Raw genomic sequence first — 22,057 nt, forward strand, 5'->3', positions numbered from 1 at the left:
GGTATAGATGAATAGTATTACTGTAAAACAGATTGCTGATAAAGGTGGCATAGAAGCCTGGTTAGTTGAACAAAAATATAAAAATTCACTCCGTTTTATGACATGTGGCAGTGTAGATGACGGTAAAAGTACGTTAATTGGTCGGTTATTACTCGATACTGGACATATTTATAAAGATCAACTTTCATCTTTATATCGTGATAATAAACGTCATGGCACACAAGGAAAAAAACTTGATTTAGCTTTACTAATAGATGGGTTACAAGCTGAACGTGAACAAGGTATTACCATTGATATTGCTTATCGTTATTTCTCTACTGAAAAATGCAAGTTTATCATTGCTGACACGCCAGGACATGAACAGTATACTCGTAATATGGCGACAGCTGCTTCTACTAGCGATTTAGCTATTTTATTAATCGATGCATTGAAAGGTCTATTAGATCAAACGCGTCGACATAGTTTTATATCTGTATTATTAGGTATTAAACATTTAGTGGTAGCTGTTAACAAAATGGATTTAATACAGTATAGAAAAGAAATCTTTGAAAAGATAAAAAAAGATTATTGCGATTTTGCTACTCAGTTATCTGAAGATCTTAATATAAAGTTTGTGCCAATATCAGCATTAGAAGGCGATAACGTAGCTATATCGAGTCACAATATGAAATGGTATACTGGTCCAACATTGATTGAAATATTGGAAATGACAAATGTTAATCGTATGAATGATAATCAACCTGTACGTTTTCCAGTGCAATATGTTAACCGGCAAAATTGTAAATTTCGTGGTTATTCCGGCACTCTAATTTCTGGAATGTTGCATGTAGGACAATGTTTAAAAGTATTACCATCTAGAGTTCACACTACTATAGCACGTATAGTAACATTTGATGGAGATCTACAAAAGGTAAGTTCTGGTGAAGCAATAACTTTAATATTTAAAGATGAAATTGACGTTAGTCGTGGCGATTTATTAGTTGATTCAAAAGATACTACTATAAAAGTAGTGCAATCTGCAACTGTTGATGTGGTATGGATGGTAGAACAACCATTAAAAGTAGGCCAAAATTATGAGGTAAAAATAGCTAATAGAAAAACTCGAGTTAGCATAGAAAAAATTTTCTACCAAATAGCAATAAATACATTACAAAAACATATTACTGATAAAATTTCACTTAATGGTATTGGTTTAGTTGAAATCTCTTTTGAGGAACCGATGGCCTTAGATGAATATCATCAAAATCGAGTTACTGGCGGTATGATCTTTATCGATCGAATAAGCAATAATACTGTAGGAGCAGGTATGATTAATCAACTGCAACTAAAGGGTTATCAGAACCACGAGTATAGTAATTTTGAGTTAGAATTGAATAATTTTATTTGTCGTTATTTTCCACACTGGCATACTCGAAATTTATTAGGTCGTAATTAATGAAATTGTATGATCATAATTTAGTATGGCATAAGTCTAAAATAACGCGTATTGATCGCGAGTATCGACATGGTCATCAAAGTATTCTACTTTGGTTCACTGGACTTTCAGGTTCCGGAAAATCTACTTTAGCTAATTCGCTGGAGCAACAATTTTATCAATTAGGTATTAGTACTTATTTAATAGATGGTGATAATATACGTCATGGTTTATGTCGTGATCTTGGATTTAGTAATAGTGATCGAAAAGAACACATTCGTCGTGTTGGAGAAGTAGCAAAACTCATGGTTGATGCAGGGCTAGTAGTATTAGTGGCGTGCATTTCTCCGTTTTCTTCTGAACGGAAAATGGTGCGTAATTTATTAGGAAAAGGCCATTTTATTGAAATATATGTTGACACTCCATTGCAAGTATGCGAAGAACGTGATCCTAAAAATTTATATAAAAAAGCACGTTCTGGTCAACTGCTCAATTTTACTGGACTAGATAGCTTATACGAAATACCAAACAATCCAGAGATTCATGTTGATGGAGAGAAACCAATTAACGTCTTGAATATTCAAGTGTTAAATTTTTTACGTCAACGTAATATTATTAATTTTTAAAAAACTTTTAATAGCATTCATGTTACTTACTTTAGTATCGAAAATTTTTTGAATACTTAATCATTTCTATACTATAAAGATCAGATTCTATCTAAATCATAGTGATTCATATTCATAATATAGGTTAAATTATTTTAATAATACATATATTATCACATATGTTATGTATACACATTTTATTGAAATTTTCAAAAATAATTATAGGGAATAATTGAGCTGTATTTAGGGAGGTAGTAGGATGGGAAAGCAATTATTTGGATTCTACTTATGCTACTTGGATGGCTACAATATTCCTTATGGTTAGGAAAAAATGGCATACATGATTACATGCGTATCAATAGCGCTGTATTGTCACAGCAAGTAAACAATGCTAAACTTAAAGCACGTAACCGTCAGTTATTTATTGAAATTGATGAACTTACTACGGGATATGAAACACTTGAAGAACATGCACGTAATGAACTAAATATGATCAAACCGGGTGAGGTTTTTTATCGTTTAGTACATATACCGCAATAGATGATAAATAGATCATTATATATAATATTAGGCATACAAATTGGTAATAATTAATTATGAATAGCTGTTCTATAGGGATAGATATCATTGCCTTGGTACCTGCTGCTGGTATCGGTAGTCGTATGCAAACTATATGTCCCAAACAATATCTAACTATAGGTCAATCTACAGTACTTGAACATAGTATTACCTGTTTATTATCACACTCGCAAATCAAAAAAGCAGTAGTAGCACTGAGTATAAATGATGGTTGGTTTGATGCATTACCGTTCTCAAAAGATTCGCGAGTACTTCGTGTGATAGGTGGTACTACACGTGCAGAATCGGTTTTAGCATGTTTAGTAGCTGTCAAATCTAATTGGGTATTAGTACACGATGCAGTACGTCCTTGTTTACATATGGATGATTTAAAACGTTTATTAGCTTGTCGTAGCCAGGACAATAAAATTGGTGCGATTTTAGCAGTCCCAGTGAATGATACTATCAAGCGAAGTATGAGAGGTAAAGCTGTTATTTCATGTACTATCGAACGTCAAAATTTGTGGCATGCTTTAACACCTCAATTTTTCCCTTATCTTTTGTTAAAAAATTGTCTTATATATGCTATAAATAAAGGTGCTATAATTACCGATGATTCTTCAGCTCTTGAATATTGCGGTTATTATCCCGATTTAATCAGTGCGCGAAATGATAACATTAAGTTAACTCAACCAGAAGATTTAGCATTAGCCGCTTCCTATCTTAACTATATTTAAAAATCAGAATATGATACGTATAGGTCATGGTTTCGATATTCATGCATTTGGGGGTAATAGGCCCTTAGTAATTGGAGGTGTAAATATCCCTTTTAAACAGGGAGTTGTTGCACATTCTGATGGTGATGTAGCATTACATGCTTTGATGGATGCATTGCTTGGTGCTCTTGCAATGGGAGATATTGGAGAAATCTTTCCTAATACAGAACAAAAATTTAAAAACGCAAATAGTCGTGATTTATTGCGTAAAATTTGGCATTTGATTCAACTTAACAGCTATATAATCGGTAATCTTGACCTAACTATTATTGCTGAAGCACCTAAAATGTTGTTATATATCCCACAAATGCGAATCAATATTTCTAAAGATCTCGGTTGTGACGTTCATCGTATTAGTATTAAATCAACTACGAATGAAAAATTAGGTTTTATTGGTCGAGGTGAAGGAATTGCTTGTGAAGCTCTTTCTCTATTAAAATACCATAATAAACAATAAATTCTAAGTTTAGACTTAATAGCTGTCAATTCGATGGTAATGCAACACTCTTGTTTTTCTTGTGTCACAGATTATAGCAAGAATTTTGAGTTATTGTTTTAAAAAGAATTTTGATTCCATCACATTGATGTTAAATATTATTTAAGAATAAAATAAGAACTTTTCATATAAGTTGGCAATGATTCTGTAATACTTACCTATAAAAATTTACCGCTATACAACAATTCCCATCATTAACTTTTGTATGCGTATGTAAAATTTGAGCTATATCTCAATATAGTCGTTAATATATAGCTATCACCATTATTTTGTAGTTGATAAAATGTTTTATCTTTATTTTAAATAAAAATAATAACATTCTATATTACAAATACATTTATAATGTATGATATTCAAAGCAAAAAACTTTTAAAGTTTAATGAATACGAATGATAATAATCAACATTTAATATAAATACATAACTAACTAATTAATTAAAAAAAGGTTTTTAACATTGCTATTGTGGGGGATAGTGGGGAAGCAATAAATATGGAAGGCATAGTCTTTCAATTGCGTTGTTTAACAGTATTTTTATTGGGAAGTGTTTGGTTGATAGGATGTAGCTACTGCACTAGTCCAGCTCCCATTAGACAGATTAAGAATAAAGTAATGTCTACCATAACATCATCTTTAAGTAATACTATGCTAACAAAGCAAAATAAGAAGGAAGTAAATGGATCTAAATCAACTGTTTTCAGTAAAAAACATCAGCTGAATGATCATAAGTATATGGTATATAATAGAAATTATATAAAGATTCCGAAAAAAATATACCATTTTAACATTTACACTGTGCAAAACGATGATACTCTATTCTACATAACCTGGGTTACTGGAAACAATGTTCGTAATTTAGCGAAATATAATAAAATTTCAAAACCTTATATTGTTATTCATGCACAAATATTGAAGGTAAGGGTTAATAAGAAAACTAATAGTAGTAGTTCAATAATTAATAAAAAAAATGATACTCAAAACAATATAGTAAATAATATACAGCAATCAAAAATCAAATGTAATCCTGTTATACAACAACCTATTTGTGCTGTTAATTTAGTAACTGCTTCAGATCACAAATTATTTATCTCAAAGAAACTAAACAATAAAGTGATACTTTCTGTTAGTAAAGCACCTTTAGTTACACAAACCACTAGTTGGTATTGGCCAACTCATGGTAAGATCATTAGCGAATTCTCTTCTGCAGAGCATGGCAACAAAGGAATTGATATTGGCGGTTCATATGGACAGCCTGTTTTTGCTACTGCTTCAGGAAAAGTAGTGTATTCAGGTAATGCACTGCATGGCTATGGTAATTTAATTATTATTAAACATGATAATAATTATTTAAGTGCTTATGCTCATAATAATACAGTATTAGTCAAAGAAAAACAGCAAGTTAAAGCAGGACAAAAAATTGCTACTATGGGTAAAACAGACATTAATTCGGTAAGATTACACTTTGAAATTCGTTATAAGGGCAAATCCGTAAATCCCTTACTTTATTTACCGAAGCAATCATACGGTAGAATGAATTAGTTCTGCTTTTTCATCACGGACAGGAATCGCTTATGAACCATAATAAGCCAGAAATCAATAAGTTAAAGGTTGATTCAGAGTTTGATGAAAATGGATCTGAGGTTTTTGATGAGGAAGTTATTGTTGAAAATGAACCTGTTGATAACGAATTAGCAGAAGATGAATTATTATCTCAGGGTATAACACAATGTGTTTTAGATGCTACACAGCTCTATTTAGCTGAAATAGGTTATTCTCCACTATTAACAGCAGAAGAAGAAGTATTATTTGCACGTCGTGCATTACGTGGGGATATTGCTTCACGTCGTCGTATGATAGAAAGTAATTTACGTTTAGTCGTGAAAATTGCTCGTCGTTATAGTAATCGCGGATTAGCGTTATTAGATCTGATTGAAGAAGGTAATCTAGGTTTAATTCGCACAGTGGAAAAATTTGATCCAGAACGAGGATTTCGATTTTCAACATACGCTACTTGGTGGATTCGTCAGACTATTGAAAGAGCTATTATGAATCAAACTCGTACTATTCGTTTACCAATTCATATTGTAAAAGAGTTAAATGTTTATTTACGTACTGCGCGTGAACTTTCACATAAACTGGATCACGAACCAAGTGCTGAAGAAATTGCACAACAACTATATAAACCTGTTGATGATGTCAGCCGTATGCTTTGTCTTAATGAACGTATCACATCAGTTGATACTCCACTATGTGGAGATTCAGAAAAAGCACTGTTGGATGTCTTAGCTGATGATAAAGATAATGGTCCAGAAGACACTACACAAGACGATGATATGAAACAAAGCATCGTTAAGTGGTTATTTGAACTAAATGCTAAGCAGCGTGAAGTATTAGCACGTCGTTTTGGTTTATTAGGTTATGAGGCATCAACATTAGAAGATGTAGGTCGAGAGATAGGTTTAACTCGAGAGCGTGTTCGTCAAATCCAAGTTGAAGGTTTACGTCGTCTGCGTGAAATTCTGCAAACGCAAGGGCTTAATATAGAATCGCTATTTCAAAAATAATATTATATATGGTCATACATTAATAGTACTATCATATATATATATTAATGCATTGCGTTTTTTTTAATATTTAATTATGAATTAAATAAGACTTTTGAGTCTGTAAATCCACTCAAGAGCCTCTTTAGGGGTCAGGTTGTCCGGATCTATAGCTTCTATATTCTCTTTTATTAATAAGATTTTTTCTTTTGCTAATACAGATAAGGATAATTGTGACCCTTTGTTTATAAATTTCTGAGCGGTAACAGGTGGGCTATCTGATAAACTTTCGAGCTCTTTTAGCTTATATCGTGCACATTTGAGAACTTCTTTGGGTATCCCTGCTAATGCGGCAACGGCTAACCCATAACTTTTACTTGCCGCTCCAGTTCGTACACTATGCATAAAAGCAATTCCATTGCTATGTTCAACGACATCTAAATGTACATTTAATATGCCTTCTATCTCTTCAGGCAATTTAGTTAACTCGAAATAATGTGTTGCAAAAAGTGTCATTGATTTAATATAGTGTGCCAGGCGTTCTGCACATGCCCATGCTAATGATAAACCATCATATGTAGAAGTACCTCTTCCAATTTCATCTACAAGTACTAGACTATTTTTAGTTGCATTATAAAGAATATTAGCAGTTTCGGTCATTTCGATCATAAAGGTTGAACGGCCGGATGCTAAATCATCTGTTGCACCAATACGTGTAAATATACTATCTATTGGACCAATAGCCATTTCCTCTGCAGGTACATAACTGCCAATCCATGCCATAAGAACAATTAGAGCTGTTTGGCGCATATAAGTGCTTTTACCACCCATATTCGGACCAGTAATAATCAGCATATGGTTTTGAGACGACAGAGCAAGAGAATTAGAGATAAAAGGTTGTTTTAAAACTTGTTCAACGACGGGATGTCGTCCATTTTTAATATAAATACCGATGTCTTGCTGTAATATTGGGCAGCAGTAATTAAGAATTTGAGCTCGTTCCGATAGATTTGTTAACACATCTAGTTCTGCTAATGCAGCAGCACTTGCTTTCAGTGCTTCAAGATAAGGTAAAAATTGGTCAAAAAGCTTATCATATAAATTTTTTTCTAGAGCTAGTGCCTTATTTTTAGAATTTATAACTTGATTTTCATATTCTTTTAATTCTGGAATAATATAGCGCTCAACATTTTTGAGAGTTTGACGTCGTATGTAATTTATTGGGACTAAATGACTGTGAGCGCGATTGATTTGAATGTAATAACCATGTACAGCATTGAAATTAACTTTTAAAGTATCTAGGCCTAATTTTTTACGTTCACGAATTTCTAGTTGTTTAAGATAACTATTAGCATCGTTAGCTAGTGAACGATATTCGTCAAGCTTGGTATTATAGCCTGTTGCAATAACACCACCATCTCTTATTAGAGCTGGTGGACATTCAATTATAGCGTTTTCAAGAAGCGCACGTAGCTCATGGAAATAACCTATTTTCAGACGTATGTCAATCAGCTGTTCAACTTCAACATTGGCCAATTGTTTATGTAATTCAGGTAATTGTTGAAAAGTATCACGGATGCGTGCTAGATCACGAGGACGTGCAGTCCGTAATGCGATTCGAGCTACAACACGTTCTAAATCAACAATTTTATGAAGTACAGATTGTATATCTTCACTAATAATTTGTAATTCTCTGATGGATTGTTGTCGTTGTTTAATAATATCAAAATTACGTAACGGCATATGTAACCAGCGTTTTAGCATTCTACTACCCATTGCTGTAACAGTTTTATCTAGTACCGTAATTAACGTATTTTCTATTCCACCTGCTAAGTTTTGAGTAATTTCAAGGTTTCGGCGCGTAGCTGTATCTATCATGATACTATCTTGCTGCCTTTCTATACTGATAGAAGTAATATGAGGTAAAGAACTACGCTGAGTATTTTTGACGTATTGTAATAAACAACCTGCAGCCCGTAGTGCTAAATATGCTTGATGAACTCCAAAACCACTAAGGTCGTAAGTACCAAATTGCATATTAAGTTGTTGGGAAGCAGTATCAATGTCATACTCCCAGAGTGGACGACGACGCAGTCCGTGACGTTGTTCAATGAGTTGCATCGCTTGAAAATTTTCAGGGTATAATAGTTCTACTGGATCAGTGCGATGCAACTCTGCTGCCATTTTCATTTCATCAGTAAGTTCATTTAAGCAAAAACGACCAGAACTAATATCTAGTGTAGCATAACCGAAACCTAATTGATTTTGGAAAATAGCCGCGAGTAAATTATCCAATCGATCTGGTAATAATTCTTCATCACTAATAGTTCCTGGTGTTACAATTCGAGTAATTCTACGTTCAACTACACCTTTATGAGATATAATATCATTAACTTGTTCACAGATAGCTACTGATTCCCCTAGTTTTATTAGTTTTGCTAAATAACTTTCTATACAATGATAAGGCACACCAGCCATTGGAATAGGTGCACCTCCTGAATAACCGCGTTTAGTTAATGAAATATCTAATAACTGGGAGGCGCGCTTAGCATCATCATAAAAAAGTTCGTAAAAATCACCCATACGGTAAAATAGTAAAATATCGGGATTCTCAGATTTGAGTTTTAGATATTGTTGTATCATTGGTGTATGAACATTAGAGTTCATCTCAATTTATCCTTTGATTTTTAAAATATTTTTGCTTAATGATTTAGTGCTAAATAACACATGATTTTTATAGAATTCTAATGTATTTTTGTAGATAAATTAGTTTTTGATATATAAATTATATTATAAAAACAATCATTTTAATATATGGACTTTTTGTTTTAGTATATTAGCTAAACTTTTATTTCAATAAACTAAATCGATATTTCATATATATACCAATTAATTTAAGATACACGAATAATCATAATGAAATTACATTCATTTTAAAAATGAATTTTTTATAAATACAAACCTTTTAAATTAAATTTAATATAAATTATTAGTTAATTTAAATATATGAGATTATTTTAATATCTATTATTATTATCAATTTTATGATTTGATTTTTTATAAAATAGTAAATCAAAACTTCATAAATAATTTTTCCATCAATTTAACAGCTCTTCATAATTAAATAATTATTCATATTAGAAAGTTAGCTTGCCTATCTTTAGAGATTGATCTGTTATCGTATAAGAATTGTAAAATGATACTAAATTTGAGAATAAAAATGATTCAATATTCATGATTGAGTTTCAAAGTATGTATAAATATTTTATATGTTCACAAGAAACGTTCTCATATAATAGGAAAAAATAATGTATGATAAGAAATCATATTGGTTAAGTAAATGTATTGGTAAAAAATTAAGATGTCGTAGAGAAAAAGTTACTGTAGCCGAATCTTGTACTGGCGGATGGATTGCTAAAGTACTTACAGATATTCATGGCAGTTCTAAATGGTTTGAACGTGGATTTATAGCTTATAGTAATGAAGCAAAACAGCAGATGCTTGGTGTACAAGCTGCTACGCTTGCATACTATGGTTCAGTTAGCAAGCAGACTGTATCTGAAATGGTTCTAGGTGCCTGCAAGGCTGCTTCGGCAGAATATGGTATCGCCGTCAGTGGGATAGCAGGGCCAAATGGTGGTACTTTAACTAAGCCAGTTGGTACAGTATGGTTTGCAATTACTGGTCCTGATAGACAAATATTCACTTATCTCAATATGTTTTCAGGTACTCGCAGTACAATACGTGGTCAATCAGTTATCCGAGCATTGCAAGTGTTACATGATCAATTTCTAAAAAATTTTAGTTGATACTGTATGAGCATACAGTATAATTAATCATTAAATATGTATTAAAACAATATCGTTAGTTCATGTAGCACTACCTGGGAGCAAGTAAGTAATGTAGGAGTAGTAGATAATGGCGATTGACGAGAATAAACAGAAAGCATTAGCGGCTGCATTAAGTCAAATTGAAAAACAGTTTGGTAAAGGATCTATCATGCGATTAGGTGAAAATCGATCAATGGATATTGAAACCATCTCTACTGGTTCACTATCATTAGATATTGCACTGGGTGCAGGTGGTTTACCAATAGGCCGTATTGTTGAAATTTATGGGCCGGAATCGTCTGGTAAAACCACTTTGACTTTGCAGGTCATTTCTTCAGCTCAAATTCAAGGGAAAACGTGTGCTTTTATTGATGCTGAACATGCACTTGACCCTACTTATGCCAAAAAATTAGGTGTGGACATTGATAATTTACTATGTTCACAACCAGATACTGGTGAACAGGCATTAGAGATATGTGATGCACTAGCTCGCTCAGGTGCTGTTGACGTAATCATTGTCGACTCTGTAGCTGCATTAACGCCGAAAGCAGAAATTGAAGGTGAAATTGGTGATTCACATATGGGTTTAGCAGCACGTATGATGAGTCAAGCAATGCGTAAATTAGCAGGTAATTTAAAACAATCTAATACATTGTTGATTTTTATTAACCAAATTCGTATGAAAATCGGTGTTATGTTTGGTAATCCAGAAACTACTACCGGTGGAAACGCATTAAAATTTTATGCGTCGGTTCGTCTTGATATTCGCCGCATTGGTGCTATCAAAGAAGGCGATGAAGTCGTAGGTAGCGAAACTCGAGTAAAAGTAGTTAAAAATAAAGTCGCTGTACCATTTAAACAGGCTGAATTTCAGATTATGTATGGTGAAGGTATTAACACTTTTGGTGAATTATTAGATTTAGGTGTAAAATATAAAATGATAGAGAAAGCAGGCGCTTGGTATAGTTATAATGGTAATAAAATTGGCCAAGGTAAAATGAACGCCACTAATTTTCTTAGAGCAAATGTGCTGATTGCAAACGAAATTGATAAAAAATTACGTAATTTGCTCTTAACAGGCACAAAAATGGAGATAGATGCAATAGATGTCTTTGCTGAAGAAAATAAAAAATTCATTGAAAATAAAGAGAAGCTTTGATAAATTTTATAAAAGAGGCATGTCTAATTTTTATATGTATCTTCCTTCTAAATATTCTATTTTAATAGATATCTTTTAAAAAGATACCATCTAAACATTTTATTAAAATAATTAGCAATATAATATATTAACTTTATTGAAGTTGTTAAAATATTTTTTTAAAAATACGCAGAAGATTAATTACATATAATAACAAATTAAATGACACAGTAAAAATAGCATTATAATAATCCAATTTATTTTGAATGGTTGAAATAAATTTAACTTTCAATAAATTATTTAAAGCATATTTATTATTAATTTAGATTCAAATCTTATCTTCCACAATTAATGCTAAACTATATTGGCATTGTATAATATATGCAGATTATCATTGAAAGAAAATTTTGTAAGAATGGTTTTTAGGAAATTTATGAGCAAAAGTACTGATGAAATTCGTCAAACGTTTTTAAATTTTTTTCACACTAAGGGGCATCAAATTATTTCTAGCAGTTCCCTTATACCAGATAATGATCCCACGATGTTGTTTACAAATGCAGGGATGGTACAGTTTAAAAATGTTTTTATTGGTCAAGATAGGTGCGATTATAAACGTGTAACTACTTCACAACGTTGTGTACGTGCTGGTGGCAAACATAATGATCTTGAAAATGTTGGTTATACAGCTCGTCATCATACTTTTTTTGAAATGTTAGGAAATTTTAGTTTCGGTGATTATTTTAAGAAAGAGGCTATTAGTTATGCTTGGGAATTATTAACCTCTAATCAATGGTTTAATTTACCAAAAGAGCGTCTATGGATTACTGTCTATGAAAACGACGATGAAACGCTAGGAATTTGGAAAAATAATATTGGTGTCGCTACAGACCGTATTATTTGTATTGGTAATAATAAAGGCGATGCTTATTCATCAGACAACTTCTGGCAGATGGGTGATACCGGTCCATGTGGTCCTTGTACTGAAATTTTCTATAATCATGGTGATGATATTTCAAAAAATCCACTCTCGGTTTCTGAAGATAATCGTGATCAATGCATTGAGATTTGGAATATTGTATTTATACAATTTAATCGTCACCCTGATGGTTCCATGACACTACTAAAAAAACCATCAATTGATACAGGAATGGGACTGGAACGTCTTGCTGCTGTATTGCAGAATGTACATTCAAATTATGAAATAGATTTGTTTAAAAAGCTTATTAATCGCATCAAAAAGATAATTGGATTAGATGATGATTTTCATAGCCAATCGCTGTATGTTATTGCTGACCATATACGTTCATGTGCTTTTTTAATTGCTGATGGTGTAATACCATCAAATGCATATCGTGGTTATGTTCTACGGCGTATTATTCGTCGAGCAGTTCGACATGGTAATAAAATAGGCATCAAGGAAACTTTTTTCTATAGATTTATTACACCTCTTATAGAGGTCATGGATCATGTAGCTAACAATATAAAGTACAAACAAGTATATATTGAAAATATTCTAAAAGAAGAAGAAGAACAATTCTCCAAAATCCTGACACGTGGTTTAGTAATATTAGATGAAAAATTGTCCAACCTAACAAACAATACTGTTGATGGTCAAACTGTATTCGATCTTTATGACACTTTTGGATTTCCGATGGATTTGACAGAAGAAATATGCCGTGAGCGTAACTTGAAAATTGATAAAAATGGTTTTGAAATAGCTATGAAACAACAACGTCAACGTGCATATAGAGCAGAAAATATTTTTAAAGCTAATTACAATAACACCATTTGTATTGATATAGAATCTAACTTTAAAGGTTACGAGCAGTTAAACGTCGACTCTACTGTACAAGCAATATTTGTTAATTGCCAAAAAGTTCATCAAATTTTTTCTGGTCAAAATGCTGTAGTATTTTTAAATGAAACACCATTTTATAGTGAATCTAGTGGTCAGATAGGTGATACAGGTATACTAATAGGTAATAACACTGAATTTAATGTTGAAAATACTCAAAAATATAACAAAGCTATCGGTCATATTGGCCAATTGAAAACAGGTAATTTATGTATTGGTGATCATATAAATGCACAGGTTAATGAAGTTCGTCGTAAATGCATTAGTCTGAATCATTCAGCCACACATTTATTGCATACGGCACTGCGCGAAGTACTCGGAGAACATGTAGTGCAGAAGGGATCATTAATAAATGATAAATATTTACGTTTTGATTTTTTTCATTTTGAAGCTTTAACACCTCAACAAATTTGTAATATTGAAAATATTGTAAATAAGCAAATACGTTATAATCTTAAAGTAAAAAATGAAATTGTAAATTTCGATATAGCAAAGAAGAAGGGAGCAATAGCATTGTTTGGTGAAAAATATGATCAGTACGTGCGCTTATTGACCATAGGTAATTTTTCAAGTGAACTGTGTACCGGAACCCACGTTATGCGTACTGGTGAAATCGGTTTATTTTTTATTCAGTCTGAATCGAGTGTAGCAATGAAAGTGCGTCGTATTGAAGCCTTTACAGGTGAAATTGCATTAGAGCAAGTACATTTTCAAAAAAGGCAAATACAAGATGTAATGCGTTTAGTAAAAGCGAATCAAAGTAATTTTAAAGAAAAAATTTGCAGTATGCTTGATTATCTACGTACATTGGAAAAGGAATTAAAAGAGTTGCAAGAGCAACACGTTATACGTGAAAGCATTGTACTAAGTAAAAAAGCTGTTGAACTGAAAAGTACTAAATTGCTAGTAAGTAAATTAGAAGATGTTAAACCTACAATGTTGCGTAATATAATGGATAAGCTCAAAGCTCAACTGGGATCAGCTATCATTGTACTAGCAATTGTTTCTAAAGGTAAAATTTCATTGATAGCTGGTATAACACCGGATTTGACAAAAAAAATTCAAGCTATTGATTTAATAAATGAATTAGTAAAAAAAGTTGGTGGAAAAGGTGGTGGGCGACCTGATATAGCTCAAGCTGGTGGTGGAATGAATATACAAGCTTTAGGTAATGCATTATCTAGTGTACATACTTGGGTAAATAATCGACTTTAAAAAAAACAATATTAAGCATCGTACAAACAAACGCTAAAGTAATGATGAAGTCTGGTTAATGTAAAATTATTTGGCTAAACTAACTATCGGGAACATGTATTAGGCGTAATAAAGCGCATGAATATATTTATCATAAGCATTTTTCAGCATCATATGATGAGTGTAGGCGAAAAACTTACAGGCCAGACTTTTTATAATACTTCAAGGAGCAAAGAATGCTTATTCTAACTCGTCGAGTTGGTGAGACTCTCGTAATTGGCGATGAGGTAACTGTAACGGTGCTGGGAGTAAAAGGTAACCAAGTACGTATAGGTGTTAGCGCACCTAAAAAAGTTTCGGTACATCGTGAAGAAATATATCAGCGTATTCAAGCTGAAAAAACTCAAACCTCGAATTATTAACGGATTGACAGTGCTTCACGTAATTTTTTGACGCACTGTCAATATTTATTTTTTGTGTTTGTTTCGTTATATTAGCTTAATATGTATAAATATACTATAAGTTTTTAAAAACCATTTGACTTATAAATATAGAGAAGTAACATACTTTGTATAATAATAGTAGACAGTATAGAATAAATATAGTTGTTAATAGACTTGAAAAGGTGAGATGGCCGAGAGGTTGAAGGCGCTCCCCTGCTAAGGGAGTATGTGGTTACGCACTGCATCCGGGGTTCGAATCCCCGTCTCACCGTCATTATTATATCATGCATCCATAGCTCAGCTGGATAGAGTACTCGGCTACGAACCGAGCGGTCGGAGGTTCGAATCCTCCTGGATGCACACTGGTCTTGATCTAAATTAATTTTTATTAATATAACGAACGGTATTATTGTGCATTTTTAAAAATCATCAGTTGTTTGATGTAATTACAACATTATATTTTAAATTTACATTTAAATTTATTTAAATACATGATGAATATTGATTCAGGAATTTAAAATATTGTATTTAGATTAATATATAGAATATCAGTAAGTTTTTTTCATAGAATATAAGTTTTATGTATTCATTCATCTGATAGAATAAAATCTGTATGTTTCTATCATGGTTAATATAGTATTTAAATTAAATGTTGAATAATAGCGCAAAGATATTAAATTTCATTACTGATAGGTTATCATCATGTCATATAGTTAGCTAAAAATATTAATGGGATTTGAATAATTAGCATATTATCTTTACAGATATATTTTAAATATAATCAAAAGACTCGTTTTTATTAGATATTAAAAAAATAATTATACGTAATAATAGCCTTATATTATTAAGATTATAAAAATCAAGCATTATAGTGTTCAGCGATTAAGAAAGATATAAATACAATGAATTATTATTATATTGTAGTGAAAATTTTAGTATAAGTTATCTTCTAGTACTAACGAATTGAATAATATAAAAGTATACATATTCCTACCTTTAAATCTACATTAATATTAGTTGTTAATTCAATATTTCTAAACGTTACGTTATCTTATTCATGTCATTAGTGTTTCATAACGTATATAGTAGTAAGTAAAAAATGTATTTGTATCTTCAACTTTACCAAAACAAATTTATCTAGAAAAAAATAAATTCTTTCCGCAGCAGGAGGTTAATGTGATTCCGGACGTATCAAAAGCGCTCTGCTGGTTGGAAGCTCACCCCGATGTATTAAAGAATATTTGTCGTGGTATTGAGCGTGAAACATTACGCGTAAAACCAGATGGTTACCTAGCAACTACAAAGCATCCTATGCTTTTTGGATCGCCTTTAAAACATAAATGGATTACTACAGATTTTGCTGAAACTTTATTAGAATTTATCACACCTGCAAACAAAAAGATTGATTATATGTTGGCATTTTTACGTGATATACATCGTTATGTATCAAAAAATCTTGATTGTGAACTTATGTGGCCTTTTAGTATGCCATGTATTATTAATGATATCAATAATATTGAACTTGCTCAATATGGTGATTCTAATATTGGAAAAATGAAAACATTATACAGAAAAGGATTGAAAAATCGTTATGGTGCCTTAATGCAGATGATTTCAGGAGTGCATTATAATTTTTCATTACCATTATCATTTTGGCAAGAACGCGAAGGTATACAAGATGTAAAAAGTGGTAAGAGGATCATTTCCTCTGGTTATTTGCGTTTAATTCGCAATTACTATCGTTTTGGTTGGATAATTTCGTATTTATTTGGTGCTTCACCTGCTATTTTTTCTTCTTTTTTACAAGACAATGCTAAAATTGAATTACCGTTTCAACGTAATAATGAAAACACATTATTTTTGCCGTATGCCACATCTTTACGGTTAAGTGATCTGGGCTATACAAACAACTCGCAGAATATTTTAGGTATAACTTTTAATTCATTAGAAAGTTATCTTAATATTTTAAAAAAGGCACTTAAAATGCCATTAGAAAGATATGTAGCGATGCATACTAAGGACAAAAATGGTAATTGGCTACAACTTAATACAAATTTTCTACAAATCGAAAATGAATTATATACGCCCATCCGACCAAAGTGTATTGTGTATTCAGATGAAACACCCTCCGAGGCCTTATTACGTAGCGGCATTGAGTATGTTGAAATACGCTCATTAGATGTTAACCCATTTTCTGCTATTGGTATTGATGCTGATCAAACATATTTTTTAGATCTTTTTTTAGTCTGGTGTGTTTTAGCAGATGCACAGGAAATGAGTACCGAAGAACTATTATATATATGTGAAAACTGGAATCGCGTAATAATAGAAGGACGAAAACCAGGACAAGTTATCCTCATTGGTAGCAATAAAAAAACTGAATATACATTAAAACATATAGGTAAAGCACTTTTAGCAGATTTATATCGTATTGCAAAAGTATTTGACAAAAATCAATTGAATAAAAAATATTGTCAAGTCTGTTCTAAACTAACACTATTATTTGACAACCCTAATTTAACTTATTCAGCACGTTTACTTGATGCGATTGAGAAGAATGGTCTAATGAAAACGGGTTTATACTTAGCGGAAAAGTATCATAATCAGTTGTGTAAAGAACCATTAGAATTACTAAGAGAAGATGATTTCAAGCGGCAAGCATATCACTCAATCAAGGCCCAAAAGAAAATAGAAAAAAATGATTTAATTGATTTTGAAAGTTATTTAAAAAATCTTCAAAATTAATATGAAAGAATAATTTTCTTCCAACATATTAGAAATTATGAACATTACTAATAGCATATTGATTAACACATTTAAATTTATACAGAATTAAATTCTTATCAATTAACTGCAATATTATTTACTAAAAAATAAACACTTTTAATATATTTAGCTGTATTAAAAATAACTTAACAATAAATTTATAGAGTTGTTAATAGTAAATTTGCAAAATCACTAAATGTAGTTGAAATATTACTATACATAGTTCTATCTTGTTTCTTAAGTAAGCGTATATTAACTAAACAAAGACAAGCATTCTACGCATTCTTGAAAAAGATAATAAAAAAAGTGATGAAGTATATTATAAAAAATAATAGAAAATTAAATTTTAGTAGGAATTATAAATTGCATTATGTAGTGAAATATATAAGATATTGATCAGGATGAGAAAACAATTATAAGATAAATAATAATTATCAGCATGTTTTAAGATTATTAATTAGAGAAAATTTTATTTTTTTTATTGTTATATTTCTATGTCTAGCAAACATACATTATTATATAATGTCATATTTTTTAGTAGATTATTATCTTATAATACCATGATTAATTTATTTTTTTATTTAATATTTTACCTTGATTATAATTAATAATATTTTATTTATAGGTGTGTTTACATTTTATATTTTACATTTTATATTATGTTTATGGATAATTAGATTATATTGTTAAATACAAAAAATCTGTAAAAGTATTTATTTTTTTTAAATTAATTTTAAATTTTACAATGTTAGTTCAAGACAAAAGAAATATGAAAAAAGATACTTGATATATATATTTTTATATTGATTTAAAAATCAATTACTTCTAATTCAGAAAAGATTATAGTACAATAATTGATCCGTCTTAACATCATGGGTATTAAACATAAAAAATAAATTTCGATGTAAACTCAATTTAATGTGTCATCAAAATTATGAAGACTTTAACTTAAAGTTAATTAACAGTCATAGTATGAGCATACGCTATGTATATATGTAAAGATGCATAGTTATGTTTTTAAAATTAATTGAACATACAGCTATAATTTTAAGTATTATATATGATATAGTGTTTAATTAGTGTAATTTACTATAGTATGTGTTTACTCATACATAAATTATAAAAATTATTGTTTTATATTGAAAATGTAATATTCACATTATATAAAGTTTGATGATTATTAAGTGTGAGTAGATTTAAAAAATGACCTGTTTATGATATTAAAATTAATTAACAATTAAGATCACTCACACTTTCCTTGTCTTGAATTTATTTTGTATGAGTAAAGCGCGAGAGATCTTAATTGTTAAATTTACAAAGTGAGAGCATATGTTTGACAATTTAACTCATCGTTTGTCGCAAACTTTGCGCAATATCAGTAGTCGTGGACGACTAACTGAAGACAATATAAACAATACAATGCGAGAAGTACGTATGGCATTGTTAGAAGCAGATGTAGCGTTACCGGTAGTACGTCAATTTCTCAGCCGTGTTAAAGAAATTGCGATTGGTCAAGATGTCAATAAAAGTCTGACACCTGGTCAAGAATTTATCAAAATTGTTCGTAATGAATTAATAATTACAATGGGAGCTGAAAATAATACGCTTAACCTTAACGTTAACCCGCCAGCTGTAGTGTTAATAGCTGGATTGCAAGGTTCAGGTAAAACTACTAGTGTTGCTAAACTAGGTCGGTTTCTGCGAGAAAAGCACAAAAAAAAAGTTTTAGTAGCTTCAATTGATATTTACCGTCCTGCTGCAATGCAGCAATTAGAATTACTCTCGAAGCAAGCCGGCGTATGTTTTTATCCATCTAATCCTAATGAAAAACCCGTTGAAATCGCAAAAAATTCTTTAAAATCGGCCATAGTTCAGTTTTATGATGTGCTGTTAATAGATACCGCTGGTCGTGTTCATACTGATCCAGTAATGATGAATGAAATTAAACAGGTACATACTGTAATCAATCCAGTAGAAACGCTGCTTGTAGTTGATGCGATGAATGGCCAAGATGCAATAAATGTTGCTAATACTTTTAACGAGATACTATCGCTTACTGGAGTAATATTAACCAAAGTTGATAGTGATTCACGCGGTGGTGCAGCTCTATCAATTCGTCATATTACTGGAAAACCGATTAAATTTCTAGGAACTGGGGAAAAAAATGATATGCTGGAGATATTTTATCCAGATAGAATTGCATCACGTATTCTTGGTATGGGTGATGTATTATCATTAATTGAGGATATTGAAAGCAAAGTAGACAAAATTCAAACAGAAAAATTTGCTAAAAAGATCAAAATTGGTAAAAGTTTTGATTTAAATGATTTCTTAGAACAGTTAAAACAAATGCAAAAAATGGGTGGTATTGTTAAGTTAATGGGTAAGTTACCCGGTATCAGTCAATTACCGAATACATTTAAATCAAAACTAGATGAAAAAGTATTAATGCGTATGGAAGCAATCATCAATTCTATGACACATACAGAACGTCAAAATCCACAAATCATTAAGGGATCACGTAAACGACGTATTGCTATGGGTTGCGGTTTACAAGTACAGGATGTAAATCGTTTATTAAAACAGTTCGATAATATACAGCGAATGATGAAGAAAATGAAAAAAAATAATATTACTAATGCAGTACGTGCCATGAAGGGAATAATACCTCCTAAATTTCTTGGTCACTAATTTAGCGTTTAGCGAAAAATTACAAATAATATTTATTGTTGTATTATCACAGTCAAATGAAAAACTCTTATCAGTTTTTGTATATACTCATTTTCCATTTTTAAGAAAATAAATATTAAGAGGATGTTATGGTAACTATTCGTTTAGCACGTCATGGTTCTAAAAAGCGACCTTTTTATCAAATCGTTGTAAGTGATTCTAGTAAATCACGCGATGGTCGTTTCATTGAACGCGTAGGTTTTTTAAATCCTATCCTTTCCAAAAAATCTGAAAATATGCATCTGAATTTTGAACGTGTAATGTATTGGATAAATAAGGGGGCAACGCTTTCAAGACGTGTTAATACTTTAGTAAAAAAAGAACAAAGCAGACATATTAATATTAGTAACAAGTAACAATGAGTTGTAAAAAAAATATTATGAATGAATTGGTTATAGGTAAAATAGGTACAGCTTACGGTATTCATGGATGGATAAAAATGTTTTCTTTTACTGAAAAAATCGAAAATATTTTCAATTATAAGCCTTGGTTTATCCAGTGCTCTCAAAATCGTAAAAGGAAATGTCTTGAATTAGAAAAATGGAAGTATCATAACGATAGTATAATTATTAAATGTAAAGATATCAATAATAGGAATGCTGCATTAAAATTAACTAATTGCAAAATTACAATTGATTCTAATCAATTAGATATACTTCAAAACGGTAGTTATTATTGGAAAGATTTAATAGGTTGTAATGTAGTTAATCTTCAACACTATAAAATGGGAAAAGTTGTTGACTTGATAGAAACTGGTTCTAATGATGTACTCGTGGTACAAGCCAATGAAAAAGATGCCTTTAATGTTAAAAAAAGATTGATTCCATTTATTGAACCTAATGTTATCAAAACAGTTGATATTAAACATATCATGATTACAGTAGATTGGCATCCTAGTTTTTAGTGTCTAAACAATATTAATTCTAAAGTTATATATGGTGTCCGATGTGGATTGGTGTTATTAGCCTATTTCCAGAAATGTTTTATGCTATTACTGAGTTCGGTATAACTGGTCGGGCAATAAAGAACGGTCTATTACATATTGATAGTTGGACTCCGCGTGATTTTGCATACGATCGGAATCGTACTGTAGACGATCGACCTTATGGAGGCGGGCCTGGCATGTTAATGATGGCACAACCTATACGTGATGCTATTCATGCGGCAAAAATAGTAGGTGAAGGAGCTAAAGTTGTTTATCTTTCTCCTCAAGGACGCAAACTTGACCAACCTGGTGTATTCGAATTAGCAGCTAATAAAAAATTAATTTTAGTATGTGGTCGCTATGAAGGTATTGATGAAAGAGTAATTCACTCAGAAATTGATGAAGAATGGTCAATCGGCGATTACATTCTTACTGGAGGTGAACTGCCAGCCATGATCTTGATTGACTGCATCACTCGGTTTATCCCAAATGTATTAGGTAAAAAAGCATCGGCTGATGAAGAATCGTTTTCGAATGGTTTATTAGATTATCCACATTATACTCGACCTGCAATGCTGGAAGATATGGGTATGGTTCCGCCGATATTACTTTCAGGTCATCATGAAAATATTCAATCTTGGCGTTTGAAACAATCCCTCGGTCGTACCTGGTTGAAAAGACCAGATCTTTTAGAACATCTTCTTCTAACTGAAGAGCAAGAAAGGTTATTAAATGAATTTCAGCTTGAATATCAAAAGCAATAAAAACAGCACTATGCTATTAAAA

General features: G+C 31.3%; 16 protein-coding genes, 2 tRNA genes and 1 pseudogene. 18 read left to right on the plus strand and 1 reads right to left on the minus strand.

What is annotated here, in order from left to right:
* Nucleotides 1-7 precede the first annotated feature (7 nt).
* The 7 genes from cysN to rpoS all read left to right on the plus strand — a co-directional run bounded on the left by cysN (nucleotide 8) and on the right by rpoS (nucleotide 6,411).
* On the plus strand, nucleotides 8-1,435 hold the full coding sequence (cysN, locus tag BMSBPS_RS03170; protein ID WP_022564162.1) for a sulfate adenylyltransferase subunit CysN: 1,428 nt from the start codon (nucleotides 8-10) through the stop codon (nucleotides 1,433-1,435).
* Nucleotides 1,435-2,040 (plus strand): adenylyl-sulfate kinase, encoded by a 606-nt coding sequence (cysC, locus tag BMSBPS_RS03175; RefSeq protein ID WP_022564163.1) that lies wholly within the window; start codon nucleotides 1,435-1,437, stop codon nucleotides 2,038-2,040. Before cysN ends, cysC begins: the two co-directional genes overlap by 1 nt.
* Before the next feature lie 249 nt (nucleotides 2,041-2,289).
* On the plus strand, nucleotides 2,290-2,559 hold the full coding sequence (ftsB, locus tag BMSBPS_RS03180; protein ID WP_268748056.1) for a cell division protein FtsB: 270 nt from the start codon (nucleotides 2,290-2,292) through the stop codon (nucleotides 2,557-2,559).
* 56 nt (nucleotides 2,560-2,615) lie between these two features.
* Complete coding sequence (gene ispD, locus BMSBPS_RS03185; protein WP_022564165.1) at nucleotides 2,616-3,314, plus strand: 2-C-methyl-D-erythritol 4-phosphate cytidylyltransferase; 699 nt, start codon at nucleotides 2,616-2,618, stop codon at nucleotides 3,312-3,314.
* Between the two features lie 13 nt (nucleotides 3,315-3,327).
* On the plus strand, nucleotides 3,328-3,810 hold the full coding sequence (gene ispF, locus BMSBPS_RS03190) for a 2-C-methyl-D-erythritol 2,4-cyclodiphosphate synthase (RefSeq protein ID WP_044170066.1): 483 nt from the start codon (nucleotides 3,328-3,330) through the stop codon (nucleotides 3,808-3,810).
* 529 nt (nucleotides 3,811-4,339) lie between these two features.
* A complete protein-coding gene (gene nlpD, locus BMSBPS_RS03195; RefSeq protein WP_044169950.1) occupies nucleotides 4,340-5,386 on the plus strand; it encodes a murein hydrolase activator NlpD in 1,047 nt (348 codons plus the stop codon).
* A 32-nt stretch (nucleotides 5,387-5,418) separates the two neighbouring features.
* Nucleotides 5,419-6,411: an RNA polymerase sigma factor RpoS gene (gene rpoS, locus BMSBPS_RS03200; protein WP_022564168.1), complete on the plus strand. Its 993-nt coding sequence runs from the start codon at nucleotides 5,419-5,421 to the stop codon at nucleotides 6,409-6,411.
* A gap of 81 nt (nucleotides 6,412-6,492) precedes the next feature.
* Here the strand turns inward: rpoS and mutS are convergent, their stop codons facing one another.
* The gene (mutS, locus tag BMSBPS_RS03205; protein ID WP_022564169.1) at nucleotides 6,493-9,057 is read right to left on the minus strand and encodes a DNA mismatch repair protein MutS; all 2,565 of its coding nucleotides are present in this window, start codon (nucleotides 9,055-9,057) and stop codon (nucleotides 6,493-6,495) included.
* Nucleotides 9,058-9,698: 641 nt separating this feature from the next.
* Between mutS and pncC the strand changes: the two genes are divergently transcribed.
* The 11 genes and pseudogenes from pncC to trmD all read left to right on the plus strand — a co-directional run bounded on the left by pncC (nucleotide 9,699) and on the right by trmD (nucleotide 22,035).
* On the plus strand, nucleotides 9,699-10,199 hold the full coding sequence (gene pncC / locus BMSBPS_RS03210) for a nicotinamide-nucleotide amidase (RefSeq protein ID WP_022564170.1): 501 nt from the start codon (nucleotides 9,699-9,701) through the stop codon (nucleotides 10,197-10,199).
* 109 nt (nucleotides 10,200-10,308) lie between these two features.
* Nucleotides 10,309-11,295 (plus strand): annotated as a pseudogene (recA, locus tag BMSBPS_RS03215) (recombinase RecA); the annotation flags it as partial.
* A gap of 496 nt (nucleotides 11,296-11,791) precedes the next feature.
* Nucleotides 11,792-14,428 (plus strand): alanine--tRNA ligase, encoded by a 2,637-nt coding sequence (gene alaS, locus BMSBPS_RS03220; RefSeq protein ID WP_046201171.1) that lies wholly within the window; start codon nucleotides 11,792-11,794, stop codon nucleotides 14,426-14,428.
* Between the two features lie 215 nt (nucleotides 14,429-14,643).
* Nucleotides 14,644-14,829, plus strand: coding sequence for a carbon storage regulator CsrA (gene csrA, locus BMSBPS_RS03225; RefSeq protein ID WP_022564173.1), 186 nt, complete (start codon nucleotides 14,644-14,646; stop codon nucleotides 14,827-14,829).
* 202 nt (nucleotides 14,830-15,031) lie between these two features.
* A tRNA-Ser gene (locus BMSBPS_RS03230) sits at nucleotides 15,032-15,121 on the plus strand.
* A gap of 15 nt (nucleotides 15,122-15,136) precedes the next feature.
* Nucleotides 15,137-15,210: transfer RNA gene (locus BMSBPS_RS03235), tRNA-Arg, on the plus strand.
* An 816-nt stretch (nucleotides 15,211-16,026) separates the two neighbouring features.
* The gene (gshA, locus tag BMSBPS_RS03240; RefSeq protein ID WP_022564174.1) at nucleotides 16,027-17,595 is read left to right on the plus strand and encodes a glutamate--cysteine ligase; all 1,569 of its coding nucleotides are present in this window, start codon (nucleotides 16,027-16,029) and stop codon (nucleotides 17,593-17,595) included.
* 1,350 nt (nucleotides 17,596-18,945) lie between these two features.
* Nucleotides 18,946-20,307, plus strand: coding sequence for a signal recognition particle protein (ffh, locus tag BMSBPS_RS03245; protein WP_022564175.1), 1,362 nt, complete (start codon nucleotides 18,946-18,948; stop codon nucleotides 20,305-20,307).
* Between the two features lie 128 nt (nucleotides 20,308-20,435).
* Nucleotides 20,436-20,702 (plus strand): 30S ribosomal protein S16, encoded by a 267-nt coding sequence (rpsP, locus tag BMSBPS_RS03250; protein WP_022564176.1) that lies wholly within the window; start codon nucleotides 20,436-20,438, stop codon nucleotides 20,700-20,702.
* A gap of 2 nt (nucleotides 20,703-20,704) precedes the next feature.
* The gene (gene rimM / locus BMSBPS_RS03255; protein ID WP_046201172.1) at nucleotides 20,705-21,250 is read left to right on the plus strand and encodes a ribosome maturation factor RimM; all 546 of its coding nucleotides are present in this window, start codon (nucleotides 20,705-20,707) and stop codon (nucleotides 21,248-21,250) included.
* 41 nt (nucleotides 21,251-21,291) lie between these two features.
* The gene (trmD, locus tag BMSBPS_RS03260) at nucleotides 21,292-22,035 is read left to right on the plus strand and encodes a tRNA (guanosine(37)-N1)-methyltransferase TrmD (protein ID WP_022564178.1); all 744 of its coding nucleotides are present in this window, start codon (nucleotides 21,292-21,294) and stop codon (nucleotides 22,033-22,035) included.
* Nucleotides 22,036-22,057: the final 22 nt, after the last annotated feature.

The sequence above is a fragment of the Candidatus Pantoea carbekii genome, from assembly GCF_000971765.1.
Lineage (GTDB): Bacteria > Pseudomonadota > Gammaproteobacteria > Enterobacterales > Enterobacteriaceae > Pantoea_A > Pantoea_A carbekii.